The organism is Pseudomonas sp. PA-1-6B (assembly GCF_021609545.1).
GTDB classification, from domain to species: Bacteria; Pseudomonadota; Gammaproteobacteria; order Pseudomonadales; family Pseudomonadaceae; genus Aquipseudomonas; species Aquipseudomonas fluorescens_BV.
Genome location: NZ_WJZM01000009.1, coordinates 103,353 through 121,720 on the forward strand (window position 1 = coordinate 103,353; position 18,368 = coordinate 121,720).

An 18,368-nucleotide genomic window follows, 5' to 3' on the forward strand; every position below is an offset into this window, starting at 1 on the left:
TCTCGATCTGGAGGTCGGGTATAACCGACTTCCTCTCTCCTAAGGAGCGGTCAGAAAGGATGGCCCGAATTAAGGGGAGTAACACTCGCCCGGAGATAGCACTGCGTAAAGTGTTGCATAGTCTCGGTCTGCGCTACCGTTTGAATGGGTCAGGTTTGCCCGGCAAGCCTGACCTTGTATTTCCCCGATACAAGGCCGTGGTTTTCGTCCACGGCTGCTTCTGGCACCGGCATTCCAACTGCAATATTGCCACGACACCGAAAAGCAATACAGCATTTTGGCTAGAAAAGTTCGAGAAGAATGTCGCCCGGGATAATCGGGTGACATCGTATCTAAAGGCATTAGGATGGAAAGTATTCATCGTTTGGGAATGTGAGGTGTATTCTACCAAAAAAGCAAATGCCGCCGGAAATCGACTTGCAGCTTTGATGCGAAAAGAATAAATAAGCATCACTCCAAATCGGCATCACCTTTTGCGAAACAATATTGAACACCAATATTTAAGCGCCCACTGTTACCCAGCAACAATAGCTTCTTTTAAAGCAATAGCATCTTTAAGTTTTTTACCGTATTCTTTTCGATCAATGGAATAGTGGACACGGCGATGACAGTTTGGACAAAGTGCAGCGACATTTGAAGGTAAATCTGGTCCTTCATCGGCAAGCCGAGTGAGATGGTGCACTTCAAGAAACCCTCGCCCATCGGGACGAGTGAATGGAGCGAAGGACCCGCACGCTTCGCATTGCCCATTTGATCTAAGCGATGCGTAGACGTGAACTGCAGCACTCCTATACCTATACTCCGCCATGCTTATCCGAGGCTCGGACTTAGTGGCAACTATAGACGTTAATCGATACTGAATCTCCCGTAAGTCACCGGAAAACTCTAAATCCAGATCACTTTTCTCATTATAATAATAGTACTTTTCTTCACCGATAGGCAGCAGGCGAAAACGCCATAGCTTATCCCCCTGACGACTACCATCAGTCGGCAAAAACTGGTCAAAACCTGAAACATTAAACTGCCCACAATAGGAAAACAATTTTCCATAGTTGCCTCGAGCCGCCACTTCTCTCGCAGTTGGTTCTCTCGTAGTAAAGAGAAGAACGGAATACTTTCCAGAAGAGAGCTTTGAGTTCGCGGAATTACTCAGAGATTGGTTACCCGTGCGGCCTTGGCCAAAATACCACCAAGTACCGTCAGAGAGGCGCTCATCCGAATAACCAGCTTTCTTACCGCCTCGGCCTCCCGATGTACAAATAAGACACCCTGGCTCTTCGCTCCCCCAAAGAACACCTGACTGCATCTGCCTGCTGCCTATGAACTCAAGGAGGCGGGATCTTTCATACTCCTGACCAATGACGAACGGGGACATTTTTACTCCGAAATCAGGGATAATTTTGTATCAACATACGTGAAAATAAACCCGCCTCGAATAAAAATATCAATACGCCACTATGCAGTGGCTAAAAACTTGAAAAAATGCACTTCATTTGACCACCCACTGAACGATTAGCCAGTCCGTGAATCGACTGGTTGACTCCAAGCAAAAGTAGTCATTCAGCTCCTAGGAAGTTCGGGGTGCACCAAAGCTTTACTCCACCCTGTTCCAATAGATCGCACGACAGCGCCAGTGTGCCACGGACGTCTTTTTTGTAGCTGGCATTCCATCACCCATACTGCTAGTGTCAACCTAATGACTACCCATTGCCTCACCTCGACAACCACCACCACGACCGCTTCAAGCGGAGCGTTCGAGGTGTCGTGAGCCAATAACCAACGATTACTTCAACGGCCCGCCAGCGATGGACAGGGCCTTTTTTATGCCCTTGTGTCGCTGGTTCACACGCAAGGAGATGCCCCCATGTACGCCCTGTTGATACTCGATATCCAAGTCGGACTCATCCACGGCCCGGAAAAACCCTGGCGCTGCGACGAGCTGTTGGAGACGCTGAATGCCCTGATGGACAAGGCTCGCAGCGCAGGCGTGCCGATTTTTCTCGCGCGCCACATCGGCCCCGTTGGCTCGCCGATCGAACCGGGCAGCCCGCTTACGTTGATTACACAGGAACTGAAGTTACTGGGCGGGGAAGTGGTGTTCGAAAAGCGTCGGCCTAACGCTTTTGCAATGACTGACCTGGCGGACAATCTGCGCTCCAGCGGCGCTACTGGCGTGGTAGTCACCGGGATGAAAACGCAATACTGCGTCGACAGCACCTGCCGTGCTGCGCGTGATCTTGGCTTCGATGCGGTGCTTATCGCCGACGGTCATACCTGTTCGGATACGCCCTTGATGAAAGCCGAGGCTATCGTGGCTCATCACAATGCCACGCTCAACGGGCCGTTCTGCCAGATGGTTCAGGCTGTGGACTGGAGCTTTTAACAGAGCCTGACGACGGGGAGGTCAACAGGGCCGGGCTTCGGAACTTTCCTGCAAGATGTCGCGCTGTTGGTGAACTGGCCAACTCCGCCTGTCGCAGATAACCTTCAACTGTCGCAGCAATGGTAGAGCCCAGCTCTAAGATGGCTTCCATCTTGTCCTTGACGCTCAGGCGGCGACTGAACAAAACTATCTACCAGCTCAGTACAGCGCGCAGGCAATTGTTAGAACCTGCCCAGCAGTCCTGAGCTTTTTTTTGCCCGGAGAAAAGTGAGTGAAACGAGCAGCCGTTCTCATAGATGGTGGTTTTTTCTTTCAGCGCGTGCTGTTCTTCAGGCGAAAGTACTTCCGAGACAGCCTGCTGCCGAACGCGGAACATTTGGCGCAGATCATCAGGAAGCTGGTCAGGCTTCACATTGAGGACGAGCGATCCGCCCGCCGGGAACTCTACCGAGTCTATTACTACGACTGTCCGCCGCCCTCCAATCAGGTACGTCTCCCACTCATACCACCAGGCCACAAAACGCCAGGACATTTGAATTTCAATACCCATCCGCCCTACCAGTTACGACGTGCCCTTCATGACAATCTCAGGTGCAGCAGGAAAACAGCGCTCAGGCTCGGCGAGCTAGCCAAAAGTGGAGAATGGCGGCTCAACTCCCACTCACTCAAAGCTTTGCTCAAAGGCCACAAGGCTTGGAGCGAGCTCACCAATGCAGACTTTCACTACAACGTGGAGCAAAAAAGCGTAGATACCAAACTGGGCATGGATATCACGACCCTGGCCATGGACCGACTGGTTGACGTCATTGTTCTGGTGGCCGGCGACGCTGATTTCGTACCTGCGGCAAAGCTGGCAAGGATGAAAGGGATCGACTTCGTTCTAGATCCCATGTGGGCCAATACGACCAGCAGTCTTAGCGAACACGTAGATGGACTTCGATCCTTCGACATTGTGAAGATGATCAGGGATATCACCGGCGCCGATGTCATTAAGAGTCCGGAGTGGTGGGCTATACGACCAGATATGCGACACCAACGTGATGAGGCCACTGAAATCGCAATTGCGGGTAACCTGGAAGCTGATCCAGGGGTGCACGTTAAAAAGCCATGCCTGGAAGCCAGGGACTGAGCTCAAACTTCACGGCTTCCATTGTGTCGCTCGTCTAGAAGCGGTACAGGGCCAGGCTTCGGAATTTTCCCGCAAGATACCGCGCTGTCGGTGAACTAGCGCACTCCAACCAACAAGCCTAGCCTTCCCCTGTCGCTGCAAAATCAGCGACCGGGTTTAGCAGCTCGGTTAATATCAAGGCCTGCAAAGCCACCATCCGTTCGAGCGATGCTTTCTGCATCCGCTGGTTCGTGTCATGGCGGCTGTGCGTGGGGCACTTTCGGGTGCGCCGGGTTCCTTGATTCCTGGTCTGCTAACCCGCGTACGGTCGCCACCCTTTTCGTTTAGCAGCGATGTCTGGCGACTCCATCAATCAAGGAGTTTCAGCCATGAAAAAAATCACCCCCAATCCCCCAACTACCCTCTTCACCCTCGCCGAAAACATCCACCCCGAAACCCTGCTAATCCAAGCCAGCGAAACCCTCGCCTCCCTCAACGCCATGACCACCGACCTGGCTTTCGAACTTGAAGGCGCGCACCGCCACAAGTTGCTGGCTGCTCAGCAGTTGATCGTTTTGGGTGAGCTATTAGTAGAACGAGTCTTGAACACGCAACCATTCACCAGCCAGACGCCACAGCCCTAAAACACGCAAACGGGCGAGCTGCCTCAGCGCATCTCGCCCGCTGGCATCCCCTCACACTTCCCATTACCCTGACGGCCTTTATCAGACAACCGGAAGTCAGATACCCGTGTTCAAGCCCTTCGCCGTCATCGCCCTCGCCTTCATCCCTTCATTCGCCACCGCTGCCGAGTTGGCCGGGGTTTGGCAAGGCACTTTGGGCAAGTCCGCTATCACCGTGTGTTTCAACGGCGCCGACGGGGAGCATGGCAGTTATTACTACCAGCGCATCCGTACCCCGATTCAGCTGACCCAGGCCAACGACAACGCGCCTTGGGTGGAGGAAGGCAACACCGGTTTCTGGGCCCTGCAAAAACCTCAGGCCGATACCCTTTCGGGTACCTGGAGCAAAACCGACGGCGGTGCGCCGCTGCCACTGGCGCTGCGCCGCATTGGCGCGGACGGCTGCGGCAGCGATGCTTATAACGCGCCCATGGAAGCCGCGCCGCTGCCGATCAAGACCGAGAAGAAGACTTTCCACAACCACACCTACCAGCTCAAGACCCAAGGCCCCCGCGTCACGCTCAAGCTGGAAGGTGACGGCCTAGCGGTACAGAAGATCAACCAGCAACTCGCCACGTTGGCCGTCAATGACGAAGATCTAACCGACTATTTTTATGAACGCCGTGAATACCTGGGTCGAAACGGTTCGGTCTATACCAGTGAGATCGAGGTTGAGCCTGCCTATTGGTCATCGCAATTTCTCACCGTGCGGTTCTACCGCTGGGCCGCAGGCCAAGGCGCCATGGGCATCAGTTGGGGCCTGCACTCCTGGAACCTGCAAACCGGCGAGAGTGTGGACCCATGGACTTGGCTCGGCGGCCATCAGCAATGGCATGACGCCTATTCCGGCCATTTGAAGCTGCCGGCCGCCTTCAGCACTTGGCTGGCCAAGCAAACCACTGCCGACGAGGGCTGCCCGGCGATTACCGATTACTCCAACTTTCACCTCAGCTTCAACACCCAGGGCCTGCAACTCTCGACACCGGCCAATGGTGACGGTTGCGACAACGACTTGGCCTTCACCTGGGAGCAGTTGGAGCCGGTGCTGACCGCACAAGGCAAAGCGGCGGTGCCCAGCTTGAAACTGCCTTGATCCGCCGGAGAAAAACCCCACAGCCGTTCACCAAAGGTTAAGAATCGCGCTCGTATACTCCCTGACTACCCATGACCGGTCGCCCGATCGGTCTCATGCCTCGGTAGCCAGACTCCATGACGCGCCCCGCTCCCCTGCTGCTCTTGCTTGCTGCTCTGTTGTTCTTCTTCGCCCTCGGCAACCACGAGTTGCAAGGCTCTACCGAAGCCCGGGTGTCCGGGATCGCCATGGCGATGCACCTGGACAATGACTGGGTGGTGCCGCGCCTGTTTCGTGAACCCTTCCTGGAAAAACCACCCCTGAGCCTATGGCTGGACGCGGGTGCGATTCGCCTGTTTGGCGCCAGCACCGGGGCGGTGCGCCTGGCGTCGGCGTTTGCCGGGTTGTTCAGTGTGATGCTGTTGTACGGGATGCTGCGGCGGTTCGGGCGGCCGCAGACGCTGGCGTTCAGCGCTGCGCTGATCCTGGCGACCATGGCCAGTTATTGGGGCAATGTGCGAGGTGTGGGTGAGGATTCGTTGCTCAGCCTCGGTGTCACCGCGGCCCTGCTGGGGTTTTACCAGGCGGTACGGCCCGAGCGTGAAGGTTCGAGTATCTGGGCCTGGGCGTTGTTTACCGCCGGGATGGTCATCGCCACGTTAAGCAAGGGCGTGTTGGGCCTGGCGATGCCGGGCATCGTGATCTTTGTGTACTTGCTCAGCACCAGCCTAATGGATAAGCGCCTGCGGCTGGGCGATTGGCTCAAGCCGGCGCTGTTCACCTTGTTGGCGTTGGTGCCGTTGCTGATCTGGCTGGGGTTTCTGTTTCAGCGCGGCGGGATGCAGGCGGTGGGTGAAGTGTTATGGACCAATAGTGTCGGGCGCTTCAGTGGTTCGTTCGTAGAAGCCGGGCATTACGAGCCGTTTTACTATTACCTCGCGAAACTGCCTGAAGCCTTTTTGCCTTGGAACATCCTGGTGTACCTGGGCCTGTGGCACTTCCGCAAAAGCCTGGTGCGCAACCGCTACCGGTTGTTTTTCAGTGTGTGGCTGGTGGCGCAGTTCACCCTGCTGACCCTGGCTTCCAGCAAACGCACGGTGTATTTGATGGCGCTGACGCCAGCCGCCGCGGTATTAGCCGCCGAGTATGCGCGGGTGCTGTTGGAGTGGGTCAAAGACCATAAGCCGGGGCTGTACCGTTATCATCGGCAAATTATTGGCGGGGTTTTCAGCCTGGCGATCGCCTGCTACCTGAGCGCAGCGTTCTGGTTTGCACCCAAAGCCGATGTGCGCCATTCATTCGTGCCGGTGATCAGCCAGATCCAGGCCCTACAAGACGAAGGCAGGACGGTGGCGATGTACCAACCCAACGAGCGCATCGACGGCGCCAGCGTGTTCTACCTGCAGGCCTACTTGCCGATCCTGAACACCGAAGCCGAACTGCGCGCCTTCCTCAGCGCCAAGCCCGGCAACGTTGCATTGACAGACCACACCGACCGGCTGAACGAGAAGGTTACGGTGATCAAGCAAATGGCGATCAACCGCCAGCCTTATTACTTCGTGGAGCAGTAAGGCCGGCGCGGGGCATCAATGCTTGGTGAGCTTGTCCAGGTAGCCCATGGCAAACGCCGAGACCACGAAGGTCATGTGGATGATCACGTACCACATCAGGTGCTGTGGATCGACGTTCTTGGCGTCCATGAAGATGCGCAGCAGGTGGATGGAGGAAATCGCCACGATGGAGGCCGCCACTTTCATCTTCAGCGACGAAGAGTCCATGGTGCCCAGCCAGTTGAGCTTTTCCTTGTTTTCGTCGATATCCAACTGCGAAACGAAGTTCTCGTAGCCGGAAATCATCACCATCACCAGCAAGCCGCCCACCAGGGCCATGTCGATCAACGACAGCAGCAGCAGGATCACTTCGGCTTCCAACATGGTGAAGATGTTGGGAATCACGTGAATGATTTCCTGGAAGAACTTCAGCGCCAGGATCAGCAAGCCCAGGGACAGCCCCAGGTAGATCGGCGCCAGCAGCCAACGCGAGGCGTACATCGTATTTTCGATAAAGCGTTCCATTGAATCTCACACAGCTTGGCTAAAAATGGCGCCGAGTATACCAGCCGCCACCCGGCCCCTGTCACCGCGAGAAAACTGACCCAAGTGGCATCTGTAAGAGAATTTTTCTGCTAGTGTCGAGGCCATTCACTCGGCTCGATGATGTCGGACAGGAAAACTTCAGATGATGGATGTGCGATCCCCTTTGGCCACTCTCGGCCTGTGTGCGGCGTTGCTGATGGCCAGCGGCTGCTCCCCCAAAGAAGAGCAGAAGCAGGCGACCCTCGAAGAGAAAACCACGAAGTTCGAACAGTCCCTGGACACCATCCAGGACCCCAAGCTGCGTGATGCCATCGCGGACCTGGGCGGCTCGCTGCTGTTGCTGGAGCGTGCGCGCGTCAAGCTCGCCAGCAAGCCGATCGAAGCCGAATACGGCGAAGACAGCCTGGCCCTGCTCAAGCATTACCCTACGCCCCAAGCGCTGGTGGACACCTACATCAATGGCCTGTTCGTGCTGCGCAAAACCTCACACTCCGACTACCTGACGGATTTGCAGCCGGTCTTCCCGTTCAACTTCAACGCGCCGGACCAGTTCCCCTTCCCCCATGGCCTGGAATGGCAGTCGGTCACCCTGAGCAACAATAAAGTCATTCCCTTCCAGCCGGAATGGTCAGAAACCGACCCCGGCATCCAACTGAGCCCCAGCAGTTCCAACCTGACCAACCCCGACGACCTGACGGTGACCTACCCCTTCATCGAAGGCATCGAGACGGAAAACAAGAGCCAGCCACAACCCATCAGCCTCAAGGGCGCGGTGGAGGTGATCACCCCGGGCAAGGTGCTGACGTTTGACCTGACCAAACAAGACGTGGGCCATAAACGCACCGACGGCAACATCACCCTCAACCTGCTGACGCTGGAAAAGAACTACGCCGAGATCGAACTGACCAACAGCCAGCCCCTGGCCGCCGAAATAGGCGATGCGTCACCCAACCCGCTGCTGGTGCAGGCACGGGACAGCACCGGGCAGTTTCTGACCCGCTCAGGCTCGATCAACGAGAGTGCCGCGCAAGTGGCGTTCTATGAAAAACAACTGGCCGAGATGCAGAAACAAACCGCGTGGTCAGATGCCTTCGATAAACAGCTCACCGACGCGCAAAAAGCCTTCGAGCGCCAGCAGACCAGCCATTACGCCAAGGTGTATTTCAACGGGCTGATCGATAACCTGCAGGTGAATGTGCTGGATTTCTCCAAGGCCACGCTCACCCGTAAAGACCTGGACCTGCCGGTGATGCGCTTTGACAGGAACAGCCTGCAAAACACCGTACAGCCCCTGCCAATGCCGGTCACGGTGTATGACGACGGCGCCGCCAGTTGGCTCAAAGATGCCTCGATGACAGAGGACCAACTGAAAAACAGCGTCACCATCAGCCAATCGACCGAAGACGCCAGTGCCGCAAAAATCGTGTTCGACCACCCGTTCACCTTCAATGACGACCTGGTCGGTGCCGAGCGCAACAACAGTGACGCGCCTATCACCTTTTTCACCGCCGATGACAAGGGCGAGCGCGGCGAGCCTATCGAGTTGCCGACCGAGGCTTTCGAGCTGAACGCAGTAAGCGGCACGCTCACCTACGACCTCAACCTGTTTCCGGAAACCCCGGCGTTTGTGGTGGGCTCGGTACCGTTGTTTTTGGCCACCATCGAGAAAGCCACGATTGACGCCGCCAAGCTGCCCAAGGGCCTGTCGCTCAAGGACAACGCGCTGATCGTCGACCAGAAGGATTTCCCCGCCGACAGTTGGCGCTTCTACGCCAAGGATGCCAGCGGCAATTACTTAAAGGAGATTCTCGGTGTCAGCCACCGCGCCGAGGAATACGGCACGGCGATGTTTGACGTGCATTACTTCTACGGCCAGCCGACCACGCTGGAAAGTTACCAGCGCACCGACCTCAGCACCGTGCAATACGGCTTTGAGGTCAAGCTGGACAAGCCTGAGAGCAAATAGCCGACGCTATAGGGCCAGCCGCTCCTGGCCGCCATTGAGTTGGCGCAGATGAGCCTGCAGGTGCAGGCACCATATCTGCGGCTCGTCCATTTGCTCGTAGCCGTGCAAGGTCAGGCTATCAACGATGGTGCCCAGCATGCGTTCTGCCACGAAGGGCCCATGGAACGGGCCCTGGGATTTGACGGTGGAAGGCTGCTCGCCCGACATGCCGGCGGCAAACAATAGCGTCCACATTCCGTTATCCCCGGCGAGAGGGCGAATGGAGCATTCGATACGGGTGACCAGGCCCAGGCACTGGCGAGTAAGGCAAAGGTTGCGCGACATGGCGGCGCCCCTCGGTAGATCGGTGTTCAGCCCCAGCGCAAGGCGAGGCTGTTTCTATCCTGCGACTCCTGTGGATATCCCTGACTCTGAGAATAGAATAAAAACGCGACAAACCAAGGTTGTAGGGACCAACGGGCGTTGGTCCCTGAGGGTGGAGTCAATTTTGTGGCACGCTAAACGTTCCCAAAAACACCACGGACCACTGTGGGAGCTGGCTTGCCTGCGATGACAGACTCACAGCCAACCTCCCAGTTGGCTGATATACCGCTATCGCAGGCAAGCCAGCTCCCACCTTAACCGAGTGATGACAGCAATCAGGTTGGTTTGGCTTCGGCCAACGCCTGCTGCGCCAGCTCCTTTTCCGCCTCCTTCAGATCTTCCTCGCTGATCATCTCGGCAATCGCCCGCAAGCGCTCCACCACCCGCGCATTCACGGTGCCTTCCGGAAACTGCCCCTCGGCGTCCGGCTCGCCGGCATCTTCGCCCACCAGCAGGCTCAAGGCCTCATCCGCCTGGCGCACCGCATAGATGTGGAATTGCCCCGCACGCACGGCCTGCAACACCTTCTCGTCGAGCATCAGCGTGGCCACGTTGGCCTGAGGGATGATCGCACCCTGCTCACCGGTCAGCCCGCGGGCTTCGCAGAGGCGGAAGAAGCCTTCGATCTTCTCGTTGACCCCGCCCACCGCCTGCACTTCACCAAACTGGTTGATCGAGCCGGTGATCGCAAAGCACTGCTTGAGTGGCGTCTTCGACAAGGCCGAGATCAAGGTGCATGCCTCGCCCAGGGACGCACTGTCGCCGTCCACATACCCGTAGGACTGCTCCAGGGCGATACTCGCAGAAATCGCCAACGGGAATTCCTGGGCATAGCGGCTGCCCAGGTAACCAGTGAGGATCATCACGCCCTTGGAGTGAATCGGCTGGCCGAGGTTAACTTCGCGTTCGATGTCGACGATACCGCTACCGCCCGGGTACACCGTGGCGGAAATCCGCGCCGGCACGCCGAATGCCGAGTCGCCGACCTCCAGCACCGTCAAGCCGTTGCACTTGCCCACAGCGGCGCCGGCAGTGTCGATCAGGATGACGCCAGCGAGCATGTCGTCGAGAATCCGCGCCGACACGCGGCCGGTGCGCGTGGCCTTGGCCTTGAGGGCGCGCTCGATATGCCCGGCATCGGTCATTTCGTCGCCGGCCAGGTGGCGAATGAAATCCGCCTCGCTGACCAGCTGGAACAAATCACCAATACGCGCCGACAAGCGCCCCTGATGTTCGGCCAGACGTGCGCTGTAAGTCGCCAGGCGCGCCACCGCGTCCGAGGTCAGCGGCGCCATGCCTTCTTCCGAGGTACGGGTTTTGAGCAACTGGGCGAACTGCTCCAGGCTCTCGTCGACCATGGGGATGTCTTCGTCGAAGTCCACCAGTACGCGGAACATCTCCTGGAAGTCCGGGTCGGCGTCTTGCAAGGCGTAATACAACTGGCGCGAGCCGATGATGATCACCTTGACCTGCAAGGGAATCATCTGCGGGTTGAGGGTCACGGTGGCCAGGCGGCCGAGTTCGCCCAACGGCGATTCCATCTTCAGCTTGCGCGATTGCAGGGAACGCTTGAGCGCATCCCACACAAACGGCTCGCTGAGCATTTTTTCGGCTTCCAGGATCAGAAAACCGCCATTGGCGCGGTGCAACGCGCCGGGACGCAACTGGCGATAGGTGGTGTAGAGCGCGCCCTGGTCGGTGCTGTATTCGATACGGCCGAACAGGTTGTCGTAGGTCGGGTGCGGTTCAAACACCACCGGCGCGCCACCGTTGACCGAGTGGCCCACTACCAGGCTCGGGCAGTATTGTTCCTCAAGCAGCTTGCGCGCCTGGGCGTCGGTCTTGGCGTCGTCCACCAATTGCTCCACCACGGTTTTGAGCAGGTACACCTGCATGGCCTGCAGGTAGCCACAGACGCCCGCATTTTCTGCGTATTTTTCCGACAATGGCGCCAGCAAAGGCTGCAGGGCCAAGGTGATGGTTTCTTCGTTGAACTGGCGCAGTTGGTTGTTGGACTCGCGCTTCCACTGCGGCAGGCTGGCCAGCTCTTCGTTGAGGCGTTCTTCCAGCTCGGAGATATCGGTGTGGAAGCGCTCGCGATCGGCCTCCGGCAGTTGCGAAAACTCCGCTTCGTCCAGCGCCTTGCCGTCGAGCATCGGCGTAAAGGCGATGTTGGAGCTGTCGCGGTACAGCGCCACGTCTTTTTCCAGGGCCAGGCGCTCGATCACGTCCAGCGCCTTGTCGTAGCGCTGGTTGAACGCCCGGTCGATGGCGCTTTTACGCTGTTGATAAGTCGGGTGCTCGAACGCCGCCGGGAAGGTGGCGACCAGGTTATCGACCAGGCCGTTGATATCGGCGATAAATGCCGCGGCGGCGCCACCCGGCAATTCCAGGGCGCGAGGCTCGCGGGGCTCATCGAAATTATTCACATAAACCCAGTCCGCCGGGGTTTGCAGGCGCTTGCCTTCGGCTTTCAGGTAGCGTTTGACGAACGAAAAGCGGCCGGTGCCCGGCTCGCCCATCACAAACACGTTGTAACCGGGGCGTGGCATGGCCACGCCGAACTGCAAGGCTTCAACCGCACGTTCCTGGCCAAGCACACCGCGAAAGGGCTCCAAATCATTGGTGGTCGAGAAGCTGAACTGTTCAGCGGAGAAAGGGCGAGTCAGCGCTTCGGGCGCTAGACGCAGGCTGGCAGCAACAGGATCAGGCATCGGGCTTCCTTACATCAGGCGGGGCAGATGGGGCATTCTGGCTCCCGGTTGAGCGCTCTGGCAAGGCGCGCTTTCGGGAAAGCATAGCCACCGCACGCCTCCTACAAAAAAATCGCCCGCGACTGAATGTTTATAAAAAAACACGGAACCCTGGGAACGTGCCTAAACTCCAAACTGCGCGGGTTGGACTAATAACTGGCCCCTAGGGTGCGTTGAGCACCTGAACCCTTGTCCATTGGTTTGCACACAAAGAGAACAAAGCTATGAAACGGATCCTTCTTGGTACTCTCTTCACCGTCGTCTCCCTCAATGCAATGGCAGAAGCACCAGGTGGCCCGAACTGCGGTTGGGGCAACATGTTGTTCGAAGGCCAGCGCGGTACTCCGGCCCACTTCCTCGCCTCCACCACCAACGGTACTTCGGGTAACGCCACCTTCGGCATGACCTCGGGCACCAACGGTTGCAGCACCAACAGCGCCCTGACCTACGGCGGCAAGTCCTGGATTGCCATGAATGGCATGATGAACGAGCTGTCCGAAGACATGGCCAAAGGCAACGGCGAAGCGCTGACCACCTATGCCGTGGTACTGGGTGTTGCCCCGGAAGATCGCGACCACTTCGCGGCCGTGACCCACGAGCACTTCCAGCAGATCTTCAGCAAGGCTGACGTGACCGCTGACGACGTGCACAACAACACCATTGCTGTACTGAAAAGCGATGCCCGTCTGGCGAAATACGCAACCCAGGCTTAAGCTCGACCTGCCCGCGCCTTTCGAGGCGCGGGTTTTATTTTTTCGACCCGCCCACCTTGGGTCTTTTTTTCCGTCCGACTTAAGTAGCCCCCATGCTCAAACGCCTCGCTTGCCTGGCTCTCTTCGCCTGCGCCCCGCTGCATGCGGCACCGCACCTCGACGATCAACGTTTGCAGCAACTGGCCAATGATCCATTCTGGCTGTCGCTGGGGCACTACGAAGCCGGCAAGATCAGTGGCTGGCGCAGCTATGTCAGCGACCAGAAATTCTTCATCGCTCCCGATGGCGCACACCATCCGGACGCCGAACTCAAGGCCACCGTTGATGCGCTGTATGCACCGGCCAGCCTGGGTGAAAAGCACGCCCAGTGCGTTTACCCCGCACGCACCCGCTGGCTCAAGGCGCAGTTGCAACTGAACGACCTGCCCGCTCTGGAATGCAAAGAGTTCACCCAGTGGTTCAAGGATGTCGCGCCCCATAGCGCAGTGATGATCTTCCCGGCGGCCTACCTCAACAGCCCGTCGTCGATGTTCGGCCACACCCTGCTGCGCATCGACCAGGCCGACGTGCAAAGCAACAACACCGCGCTGCTCAGCTATGCGATCAACTTCGGCGCCTATATCGAAGGCTCCGACAACAGCATCCTCTATGCCTGGAAGGGCCTGATGGGCGGCTACCCCGGCCTGTTCGCCCTGGTGCCCTATCAGGAGAAACTCTCCGAATACCGTAGCCTCGAAAACCGCGATTTGTGGGAATACCGCCTGAACCTCACCGAGGTCGAAACCAAGCGTATGGTCGAGCACGTGTGGGAGCTCAAGCAGATCCAGTTCGATTACTTCTTCTTCGACGAAAACTGCTCCTACCGCCTGCTGGAACTGCTGCAAGTGGCCCGCCCCGGCCTGCGCCTGACCGAACAGTTCCCGCTCACCGCGATCCCTACCGATACCGTCAAGGCGGTAAAGGACGCAGGTCTGGTCGAAAAGATCGACTATCGCCCCTCCCGTGAACGCGAACTGCTGGAACGCGCCAAGCCACTCGATAGCGATGAGCAACAGTGGGTGCTGAAAATCAGCGACGACCAAAAGCAACTGCAGGAACCGGCATTCAAAGCACTGCCCCGCGAGCGCCAGGCACTCATCGTGGACGCCGCTTACCGCCTGGGCCGCTACCGCGCCAATGGCCTGGAGCGCGATGCGACACGCTCCCAGCGCAGCTTCGAACTGCTGCGCGCGATTAACCAGAACCCGGCGCCAGACCTGAAAATCACCCCGCCTGGCCTGCCGGAAAACGGCCACGAGTCGCGCACCTGGCAGGCAGGCATCGGCACCCGCGGCGACAAAGCCTTCGGCGAATACGGCCTGCGCATGGCCTACCACGACCTCAACGACAACGCCGAAGGCTTCCCCCTGGGCGCGCAGATCGAAATCCTGCAAATGAAACTGCGCCAGTACGAAGGCAATCACTGGCAGCTCCAGCAACTGGACCTGGCCACCATCCGCTCGCTGACGCCGCGCAATGCGCTGCTGCAACCCTGGTCGTGGCAAGTCACCGGCGGCCTGGAACGCGTACCGGGCAAACACGACGACGAAACCCTGGTGGCCCACGTCAACGGCGGCGCCGGTGGCACCTGGCAACTCTCCGACGACATGCTCGGCTTCGCCCTCGGCACCGTGCGCGTGGAGCACAACAACGACTTCAGCGAAGCCATCTCCCCGGCGGCCGGGTTCAACACCGGCGTGCTGTGGAAAAACCCGTTGGGCAACCTGAGCCTGGAAGCCAAGGGTGATTTCTTCACCAACGGCGAAGTGCGGCGCAGCATCAGCCTCAACCAGCAATGGGAACTGTCACGCAACCTGGGCCTGCGCCTGAGTGCCCAGCGTGAATACAGCCACCTGTCCACGCCAGTGAATGAAGTGATGCTTGAGCTGAAGTGGTACCACTACTGACTCAAGCCTTACAACGATCAAAATGTGGGAGCGGGCTTGCTCGCGAATGCGGTGCGTCAGACAAAAAATCAGTGACTGACAATGCGCATTCGCGAGCAAGCCCGCTCCCACATTTGGCCCGCGTATAGTCAGCCCTACCGCATCGTCCCCTCCCAACAAATCAGGAGTTCCATCAACATGGCCGTTGCCTGCACTACCCTTGACGAAGTCCGCGAAAACATCGACCGCCTCGACCAACAAATTGTCACCTTGCTGGCCGAACGCGGACGCTTCGTCTCTCAAGCTGCGCACTTTAAAAAAGACACCGATGAGGTGAAGGCACCACAACGGGTTGAACAAGTAGTCGCAAAGGTGCGGGCGTTATCCGATGTAGTGGGCGCCAACCCTGAGGTCACCGAACAGGTGTATCGCGCAATGATCGCTGCATTTATTCAACAGGAATTGGCTGAACATACAGCGCTGGCGATGAACCACCCGTCATAAACCCTGTGGCGAGGGAGCTTGCTCCCTCGCCACAGGTCGCCCCCTCCCACACATTTCTGACCGCCATTTCACACGGCCCCAACAAATCCCCTTCTAGACTCTCCTTATCAGCCGTTAACCGGCCAGGGAGTACGCCATGTGGCGGTATGTGGTCATGCTGTGCGCTGTGGTGGGGTTGTCGGGTTGCCAGTCAACCCATCAGGAATTGCTGGCCAAGGGTTACCCACCCGCCTTCGCCGATGGCTTTGACGACGGTTGCAGCAGCGGTCGCCAGGCCGCTGGGGTGATTACCGGGGCGTTTCGCAAGAATGTGCCGCGCTACCTCAAAGACCGGCCTTACGCCGAAGGCTGGGAAGATGGCTTTCGCCAGTGCAAGGCCATGCGTGAGAGCCAGGAACTGCGCGATTACGAGGAAAACCGCAGGGACGACCGCGAACGCGATTGGCAGCAGGAAAAAGATCGTGACGCCGCCAAAGCCTATCGCTCACGCTGATCGTGGGAACGATCAGGCAGCGAACGTGGCCCAACCTTCATAGGAAGGAGAACGCCATGAGCCGAGCTTTTGTAAATGAAGATAACGCCGCGGCCCAGGCTGATCAGCCGGTGGAGCGTCAGGTCAGCGCGCAACCTAACCGCCTGACCGCGCATGGGTTGGCGCAATTGCAGGCCAAGGTGGCGCATTTGCAAGGGGAGCACAGCGACGAAGCCGCCAAGGGCGAACAGGCTGATAAACAGCGCCAGGCTGGCCTTGAGCGGGACCTGCGTTACTTCAACCAACGGGTGCAAAGCGCCCAGGTAGTCGCGCCGGCCACATCCACCGACAAGGTGCAGATCGGCAGTTGGGTTACGTTCGCCAACGAGCAGGACGAACAGCAGCGCATCCAGTTGGTCGGTGAAGACCAAGCCGATGCCAACGCAGGCTTGATCAACTGGGGGTCGCCCCTGGGCCGTGCCTTGTTGGGCGCCCAGGTGGGCGACGAGGTGCTGTGGCAGCGCCCCGTCGGCGATCAGTTGATCGAAGTGCTGCGCATCGAAGCCGAGGCCTAGACGATACCCTGGGCCAGCATCGCGTCAGCCACTTTCACGAAGCCCGCGATGTTCGCGCCCTTGACGTAGTTGATACGGCCGTTTTCTTCACCGTAATGCACGCAGGCATGGTGGATCGACTGCATGATGTTGTGCAGCTTGCTGTCCACTTCCCCTGCGGTCCACAGCAGGCGCATGGCGTTTTGCGACATTTCCAGGCCGCTCACCGCCACGCCCCCCGCGTTGGACGCCTTGCCCGGCGCAAACAGGATGCCCGCATCGATGAAGATATCCACAGCCTCCAACGTGGTCGGCATGTTCGCGCCTTCGGCCACGCAGAGACAGCCGTTGCGCAGCAAGGTGCGCGCAGCCTCGGCGTCGAGTTCGTTCTGGGTGGCGCAAGGCAGCGCGATATCGCAGGCCAGTTCCCACGGCGCCTGGCCTTTGCGGAACTCCAGGCCGAAACGTGTGGCCAGTTCACTGATACGCCCACGCTGTACGTTTTTCAGCTCCAGCAGCGCCGACCATTGTTCTTCGGTCAAACCACTTTCGGCGTACAGAGTGCCTTCGGAGTCCGACAGGGAAATCACCTTGCCGCCCAGGTCCATGACCTTGCGCGCCGCGTATTGCGCCACGTTACCGGAGCCGGACACGGCCACACGCTTGCCTTCAACGCGCTGACCTTGGCGTTTGAGCATTTCCTCGGCGAAATACACACAGCCGAAACCGGTGGCTTCCGGGCGGATCAAGCTGCCGCCGTAGGTCATGCCCTTACCGGTCAGCACTGAGGTGAATTGGTTACTCAGGCGTTTGTACTGGCCGAACAGGAAGCCGATTTCCCGTGCGCCCACACCGATATCACCGGCCGGTACGTCCACGTCCGCACCGATATGGCGGTACAGCTCGCTCATGAATGCCTGGCAGAAGCGCATCACTTCGGCGTCGCTCTTGCCCTTGGGGTCGAAGTCCGAGCCGCCTTTGCCGCCGCCCATGGGCAGCGATGTCAGGGAGTTCTTGAAAGTCTGTTCGAAGGCGAGGAATTTCAGCACACCCAGGTTGACCGAAGGGTGGAAGCGCAAGCCACCTTTGTAGGGCCCAATGGCGCTGTTCATCTGGATACGGAAACCGCGATTGACCTGGACCTTGCCATGGTCATCCACCCACGACACCCGGAACGTGATCGCGCGTTCCGGCTCGCAGATGCGCTCCAGGATGCCCGAGGTCAGATAGTGCGGGTTGGCTTCAAGAAAGGGCCACAGGCTGCGCAAAACTTCTTCTACAGCCTGGTGGAATTCCGGTTGGTCCGGGTCGCGTTTCTTGAGGCGGGCAAGGAAGGAATCGACGGATTCGGTCATGAAAAGTCTCGGCAAATTGATTGTTGTTAAACAGAGAATGAGCCGGACTTTATCAATTCGTTTCGCACCGTGACAGGGCAAGATGTCGCTTTTGTGAAATTAAATGGTGCAATAAGTATAAATAACTGCTTTTTTTTGCCCTTAAATGGGGATTTCACTCTGAGTTTTACACCAACAGGTAGGCCGTTATCGCAGGCAAGCCAGCTCCCACATGACCGGTGTACTCGATCAAATGTGGGAGCTGGCTTGCCTGCGATAGCGGTGGTTCAGCTCAAGATTCAGTGGCTGACACACTGAAGTGCGCCCCAGAAGTTGGACACCCATCCAACTCCTGGGGCTTTTTCATGAGCAAATACACGACGCAATTCAAGCTTTCCGCCATCAGCGCCTTTCTTGAGCGAGGCCGTGGTTTTCGACGTAT

Annotated in this window: 17 protein-coding genes; 12 read left to right on the forward strand and 5 right to left on the reverse strand. The window is 58.2% G+C overall.

Going from position 1 to position 18,368, the window contains the following annotated elements; translation table 11 throughout:
• Positions 1–20 precede the first annotated feature (20 nt).
• Positions 21–443: a very short patch repair endonuclease gene (locus tag GIV35_RS07335; RefSeq protein WP_236264483.1), complete on the forward strand. Its 423-nt coding sequence runs from the start codon at positions 21–23 to the stop codon at positions 441–443.
• A gap of 71 nt (positions 444–514) precedes the next feature.
• On the opposite strand, the gene GIV35_RS07340 is transcribed toward GIV35_RS07335, so the two are convergent.
• Positions 515–1,375 carry an HNH endonuclease gene (locus GIV35_RS07340; RefSeq protein ID WP_236264476.1) on the reverse strand — a complete coding sequence of 287 codons (861 nt, stop codon included), beginning with the start codon at positions 1,373–1,375 and terminating at the stop codon, positions 515–517.
• Between the two features lie 489 nt (positions 1,376–1,864).
• Between GIV35_RS07340 and GIV35_RS07345 the strand changes: the two genes are divergently transcribed.
• From GIV35_RS07345 to GIV35_RS07365, 5 genes are all read left to right on the forward strand, one after another.
• Positions 1,865–2,383, forward strand: a complete 519-nt coding sequence (locus GIV35_RS07345) for a cysteine hydrolase family protein (protein WP_236264475.1) — start codon at positions 1,865–1,867, stop codon at positions 2,381–2,383.
• Between the two features lie 271 nt (positions 2,384–2,654).
• On the forward strand, positions 2,655–3,512 hold the full coding sequence (locus tag GIV35_RS07350; RefSeq protein ID WP_236264474.1) for an NYN domain-containing protein: 858 nt from the start codon (positions 2,655–2,657) through the stop codon (positions 3,510–3,512).
• Between the two features lie 368 nt (positions 3,513–3,880).
• The gene (locus tag GIV35_RS07355; RefSeq protein ID WP_054896140.1) at positions 3,881–4,135 is read left to right on the forward strand and encodes a DUF6124 family protein; all 255 of its coding nucleotides are present in this window, start codon (positions 3,881–3,883) and stop codon (positions 4,133–4,135) included.
• 106 nt (positions 4,136–4,241) lie between these two features.
• A complete protein-coding gene (locus GIV35_RS07360; protein WP_236264472.1) occupies positions 4,242–5,267 on the forward strand; it encodes a hypothetical protein in 1,026 nt (341 codons plus the stop codon).
• Positions 5,268–5,383: 116 nt separating this feature from the next.
• Positions 5,384–6,817 (forward strand): ArnT family glycosyltransferase, encoded by a 1,434-nt coding sequence (locus tag GIV35_RS07365; RefSeq protein ID WP_236264471.1) that lies wholly within the window; start codon positions 5,384–5,386, stop codon positions 6,815–6,817.
• Between the two features lie 15 nt (positions 6,818–6,832).
• Here GIV35_RS07365 and GIV35_RS07370 read toward each other — a convergent pair whose 3' ends face one another.
• Positions 6,833–7,321 (reverse strand): TIGR00645 family protein, encoded by a 489-nt coding sequence (locus GIV35_RS07370; protein WP_005791582.1) that lies wholly within the window; start codon positions 7,319–7,321, stop codon positions 6,833–6,835.
• Between the two features lie 163 nt (positions 7,322–7,484).
• On the opposite strand from GIV35_RS07370, the gene GIV35_RS07375 reads away from it, so the two are divergent.
• Positions 7,485–9,308: a hypothetical protein gene (locus GIV35_RS07375; protein WP_236264470.1), complete on the forward strand. Its 1,824-nt coding sequence runs from the start codon at positions 7,485–7,487 to the stop codon at positions 9,306–9,308.
• Between the two features lie 6 nt (positions 9,309–9,314).
• Here GIV35_RS07375 and GIV35_RS07380 read toward each other — a convergent pair whose 3' ends face one another.
• Both GIV35_RS07380 and GIV35_RS07385 read right to left on the reverse strand, forming a co-directional pair.
• Positions 9,315–9,632: a PA4575 family protein gene (locus GIV35_RS07380; RefSeq protein WP_003194269.1), complete on the reverse strand. Its 318-nt coding sequence runs from the start codon at positions 9,630–9,632 to the stop codon at positions 9,315–9,317.
• A 314-nt stretch (positions 9,633–9,946) separates the two neighbouring features.
• Complete coding sequence (locus GIV35_RS07385; RefSeq protein ID WP_200647522.1) at positions 9,947–12,385, reverse strand: Lon protease family protein; 2,439 nt, start codon at positions 12,383–12,385, stop codon at positions 9,947–9,949.
• 263 nt (positions 12,386–12,648) lie between these two features.
• On the opposite strand from GIV35_RS07385, the gene GIV35_RS07390 reads away from it, so the two are divergent.
• From GIV35_RS07390 to GIV35_RS07410, 5 genes are all read left to right on the forward strand, one after another.
• Complete coding sequence (locus GIV35_RS07390) at positions 12,649–13,137, forward strand: DUF3015 domain-containing protein (RefSeq protein ID WP_003194274.1); 489 nt, start codon at positions 12,649–12,651, stop codon at positions 13,135–13,137.
• Positions 13,138–13,229: 92 nt separating this feature from the next.
• Positions 13,230–15,083, forward strand: a complete 1,854-nt coding sequence (locus GIV35_RS07395; protein WP_236264469.1) for an Lnb N-terminal periplasmic domain-containing protein — start codon at positions 13,230–13,232, stop codon at positions 15,081–15,083.
• Positions 15,084–15,260: 177 nt separating this feature from the next.
• Positions 15,261–15,566 (forward strand): chorismate mutase, encoded by a 306-nt coding sequence (locus tag GIV35_RS07400; RefSeq protein WP_236264468.1) that lies wholly within the window; start codon positions 15,261–15,263, stop codon positions 15,564–15,566.
• A gap of 136 nt (positions 15,567–15,702) precedes the next feature.
• Positions 15,703–16,059, forward strand: a complete 357-nt coding sequence (locus GIV35_RS07405) for a hypothetical protein (RefSeq protein ID WP_105228567.1) — start codon at positions 15,703–15,705, stop codon at positions 16,057–16,059.
• A 56-nt stretch (positions 16,060–16,115) separates the two neighbouring features.
• Positions 16,116–16,613 (forward strand): GreA/GreB family elongation factor, encoded by a 498-nt coding sequence (locus tag GIV35_RS07410; protein ID WP_213153397.1) that lies wholly within the window; start codon positions 16,116–16,118, stop codon positions 16,611–16,613.
• Here the strand turns inward: GIV35_RS07410 and gdhA are convergent.
• Complete coding sequence (gene gdhA / locus GIV35_RS07415; protein WP_032904174.1) at positions 16,610–17,947, reverse strand: NADP-specific glutamate dehydrogenase; 1,338 nt, start codon at positions 17,945–17,947, stop codon at positions 16,610–16,612. The genes GIV35_RS07410 and gdhA overlap by 4 nt on opposite strands.
• Positions 17,948–18,368: the final 421 nt, after the last annotated feature.